Origin of the sequence: Streptomyces sp. NPDC060002 (assembly GCF_042737245.1) — a bacterium.
In the GTDB taxonomy this organism is placed as follows: domain Bacteria; phylum Actinomycetota; class Actinomycetes; order Streptomycetales; family Streptomycetaceae; genus Streptomyces.
Genome location: NZ_JBHWUW010000122.1, coordinates 1 through 3,322 on the forward strand (window position 1 = coordinate 1; position 3,322 = coordinate 3,322).

Annotated in this window: 4 protein-coding genes and 1 pseudogene; 2 read left to right on the forward strand and 3 right to left on the reverse strand. The window is 67.2% G+C overall.

From position 1 onward, the window contains the following. On the forward strand, positions 1-1,047 hold a 1,047-nt coding region (locus ACFWBD_RS41405), incomplete at its 5' end, for a transposase (protein WP_385679383.1). A gap of 49 nt (positions 1,048-1,096) precedes the next feature. On the opposite strand, the pseudogene ACFWBD_RS41410 reads toward ACFWBD_RS41405, so the two are convergent. Continuing rightward, a pseudogene (locus ACFWBD_RS41410) lies at positions 1,097-1,256 on the reverse strand (IS1380 family transposase); the annotation flags it as partial. A gap of 501 nt (positions 1,257-1,757) precedes the next feature. Here ACFWBD_RS41410 and ACFWBD_RS41415 point away from each other — a divergent pair. Next, positions 1,758-2,255 carry a toll/interleukin-1 receptor domain-containing protein gene (locus tag ACFWBD_RS41415; protein ID WP_385679386.1) on the forward strand — a complete coding sequence of 166 codons (498 nt, stop codon included), beginning with the start codon at positions 1,758-1,760 and terminating at the stop codon, positions 2,253-2,255. Positions 2,256-2,258: 3 nt separating this feature from the next. On the opposite strand, the gene ACFWBD_RS41420 is transcribed toward ACFWBD_RS41415, so the two are convergent. Together ACFWBD_RS41420 and ACFWBD_RS41425 are read right to left on the reverse strand one after the other, a co-directional pair. Continuing rightward, positions 2,259-2,711: a hypothetical protein gene (locus ACFWBD_RS41420; protein WP_385679389.1), complete on the reverse strand. Its 453-nt coding sequence runs from the start codon at positions 2,709-2,711 to the stop codon at positions 2,259-2,261. 234 nt (positions 2,712-2,945) lie between these two features. Next, a complete protein-coding gene (locus ACFWBD_RS41425; protein ID WP_385679392.1) occupies positions 2,946-3,134 on the reverse strand; it encodes a hypothetical protein in 189 nt (62 codons plus the stop codon). Positions 3,135-3,322 lie beyond the last annotated feature (188 nt).

Consider the following 3,322-nt stretch of genomic DNA (forward strand, 5'->3'; position numbering starts at 1 on the left):
AGTCATTGGCTCCGGGAGCATCCCGGCACTGAGGTTGTCTGCCGCGACGGCTCGCTCATTTACCGGCAGGGCATCACTGATGGCGCCCCCGAGGCCATACAGGTCAGCGACCGCTTTCACCTCTGGCAGGGCCTGTCCCGGCGCGTCCAGGAGATCGCTGCCGCTCACCGCGGCTGTTTGCCCGCAGCGCGGTCCCCGGTTGTGGAGAGCGCCCCGTCATCGACTGAGCTGAGCGTTGAGGATGCTGCAGCGGACACGCGAGCCGGGCGGCATGCGCGGAGGCTGTTCGAGGCCGTGCATACCCTCACCGATACGGGCCGGCCCTACAGTGCCGTCGCCCGAGAGCTCGGCATGGACCGCAAGACCGTGCGCAAATACGCCCGTGCCCGCAGCTGGCAGGAGGTGATGCGCCGTCCGCCCCGCCGTCCCTCCACCCTGGATCCCTATCTCGATCACCTGCAACAACGCTGGGACGAGGGCGAGCACAGTGCCAAGAATCTTCACCAGGAACTCCTTGGCAAGGGATACCTCGGCCACTACCAGCGCGTGAAGATGGCCGTCGCACCCCTGCGACGCGGGCTGCCCCTGGACCAGCCCCGTGAGCGCCCGCCATCCCCGCGCGAGGCCGCACGCTGGATCACCACCCACCCGGACCGCCGCAGCCTTCACGTCTCCCACCGCCTGCGCCGGCTCCTTGAGCACTGTCCGGAACTCAAGCGCACGCACGACCTGGTCCGCCGGTTCGCCGGCATGCTCGACAACCGCGACGCCTCATCACTGCCGTCCTGGCTCGACGAGCTCTCCCACAGCGGACTGCGCCCGCTCGCCGGTATCGCCGGAGCCCTACGCGAAGACCAGCATGCCGTCGCCCAGGGGCTTGCCACCACCTACAACTCCGGCGTCAACGAAGGCCGCATCACCGACGTCAAACTCCAGAAACGCCTGATGGCAGGACGCGCCGGCGTCCCGCTCCTCCGCCATCGAGTCGTCCTGATCGCCCACCTCCGCCGCCGGTATGCGGACCGGCCGACCTCAGCACCCAGATGATCTCCGTCTACGAAAATCTTGCCAGGGCCACGTAACTGTGTACGCCGACACGCGGCCTGCGCCACGGTGTCAGGGCCGCCGATATCGCCTGATCCAGCCCGGTCTTGCGGACCGTCTCCACCAGCAGGATGCCTCCCGCCTGCGAGACCACTGGTCCGGCCACCGCCCCTAACGCGGACACGAGGGTAGGAACCGATACGCTTCTTCACCTGGGAAGTGCCTCCGACGGTGGCAGGAACAAGGACCTCGACAATCCTCATTCTTGCTGGTCAGAGGCACTTTTCGTTTACCCGACCACCCGTCGGACACCGGGCTTCATGAAAGCGCGAGGTTAGGAGACGCCTGCTCTGTTCTCAATCGCGGCAGCCAGGGCACGCTTACTTGACGCAGTTGGAGGACTCGATACCTGTCCGACGACGTGGTGGAGTTCCGTCACGGATAGGCGTCAGGCGGGAAGGCTGTGCAGTAACTACGACACTGTGTCGGTGGTTCCCCCTACCATGGGCCATGGCGCAATGCACAGCACCCTCCCGAGGCCACCGCACCGCGAGTGGAGCCGCGAACTGCCCAGCGTGCAGCAACTGGGGAAGGTCGTACTCCGGTCGTCATACCCGTCGGGCTCCTCGTACAGCAGCGGCGGCGGAGGCCGGTCTTCGTCGTACGGCTCGTCCGGAGGTGGGACCTCGCGTCGCACCAGGTCCGGCAGGACGGTGTCGTACACCCCGACCGAGTGGCAGGCGGTCGAGCCCTACGCCGAGAAGGCTGCGGTACAGGCCCAGACGTACCCGGACAAGCGAGACCTCTTCCTGTGCCACGCCTGGAACGACCGTGAGGGCAGCGCGAAGGAGCTCTACGGCCACCTGAAGACCAGTGGCGCGACGGTGTGGTTCAGCGAGGAAGACATCCCGCTCGGTTCGCTGCAGATGCGCGAGATCGACAAGGGGCTTCGTAACTCCCGCATCGGCATCGTGCTGGTCACGCCATCCCTACTCGAGAGCATCAAGAACGAGGGCATCGCCGAAAAGGAACTCGCCGTCCTGCTCAACACCAATCGCGTCGTGCCCGTGACGCACGGGGTGACCTTCGGCGAGCTCTACGACGTCAGCCCCATGCTCGCGTCCCATTCCGGGCTGAGCACAAAGGAATCGTCGCTCGACGCCGTCGCCGCCAAGATCGCTGCTGCTGCCGCCGCGCTTCCCGCTGCCTGACGCTCAGCTCAACCCGCACGAGCAGTCGATGCCGTTGCCGCGAGAGAAGAAAAAGTCGCAGCCGGGGTGGTGCTCACGGTCGGTGCGCTGCACCGGCACCCGGTCGACTACGAACGCGCGTCGTGGTTGTGGTCCGCTGACGATCTCGCGGAGCTGCTGCACCTCGCTCGGCCACAGCCGGCAGCCCGACGACAGCCGGGCATCCACACCGAGCGAGAACGGGCCGGCGGTCTGCTGCTGGACGGCATCGGCACCGTGCTGCGTCCATCGGGTGATCGCCCCCAGCAGCGTCAGGCGAGCTTCGGACCTCTGGGCGTCGGTCGTGTCCGCACCAAACAGGCCGGGGGCGATGCGGCGAGCCTGCCCGTTGGCCCCGGCGACCATCAGCGCGACGGACGGGTGCGACCGCACGTCGGCGAGCAGGTCGGTGTCGCGGAGGACATCGTCGTCGGCCATGGTAGCCACCATTCGTTGTTCGTGCCGGAGCAGGGAGCTGAGGAGCACCGCGATGGGTGCGAGGGAGGGGCAACGAATGGTGCCGTGAATTTCTCCTGTGTGTCTCGTTGCTATGCCGAGAATCAGAGATCTCGTCCCCGTGGGGTCACCCCCCTGGGTCGTCGTCTGCACAACAACCGGACGTCCGGGCCGGGCAGGAGCGGCAGCCCCCACCCGACCCGGTAGCCGGGTGGCTCAGTCGTCCGCGATGGTCAGCTTGACGACTCGGTCGGCGTCCACGATGCGAGCGCCGAACCGGCACGTCCCGCGGACGGCGATGCTGTCGCTGCCAAAGTAGGCGTGCTCGCTCACGGCGAGGACGACCTGCCCCCACGCACCGAGCACGGCGTCCTTGTCCACGATCAGGAACTGACCAGAGGGCATGGCGGGGGTGCTCAGCGTCGGGACGCTGAGCACTGTGCGTGCCGAGAATCTCGTCCGCGCAGGTCATCCCGCTGGCGGCCGCTGCCAGTTGCCACGGCATGATGACCACTCGTGCTCCTGCGTCTCGCCTATCTGACCGTGTCGAATGCCTTCGCCGCGCTCTGGCTGCTCCCGATGAGCGACCGGGC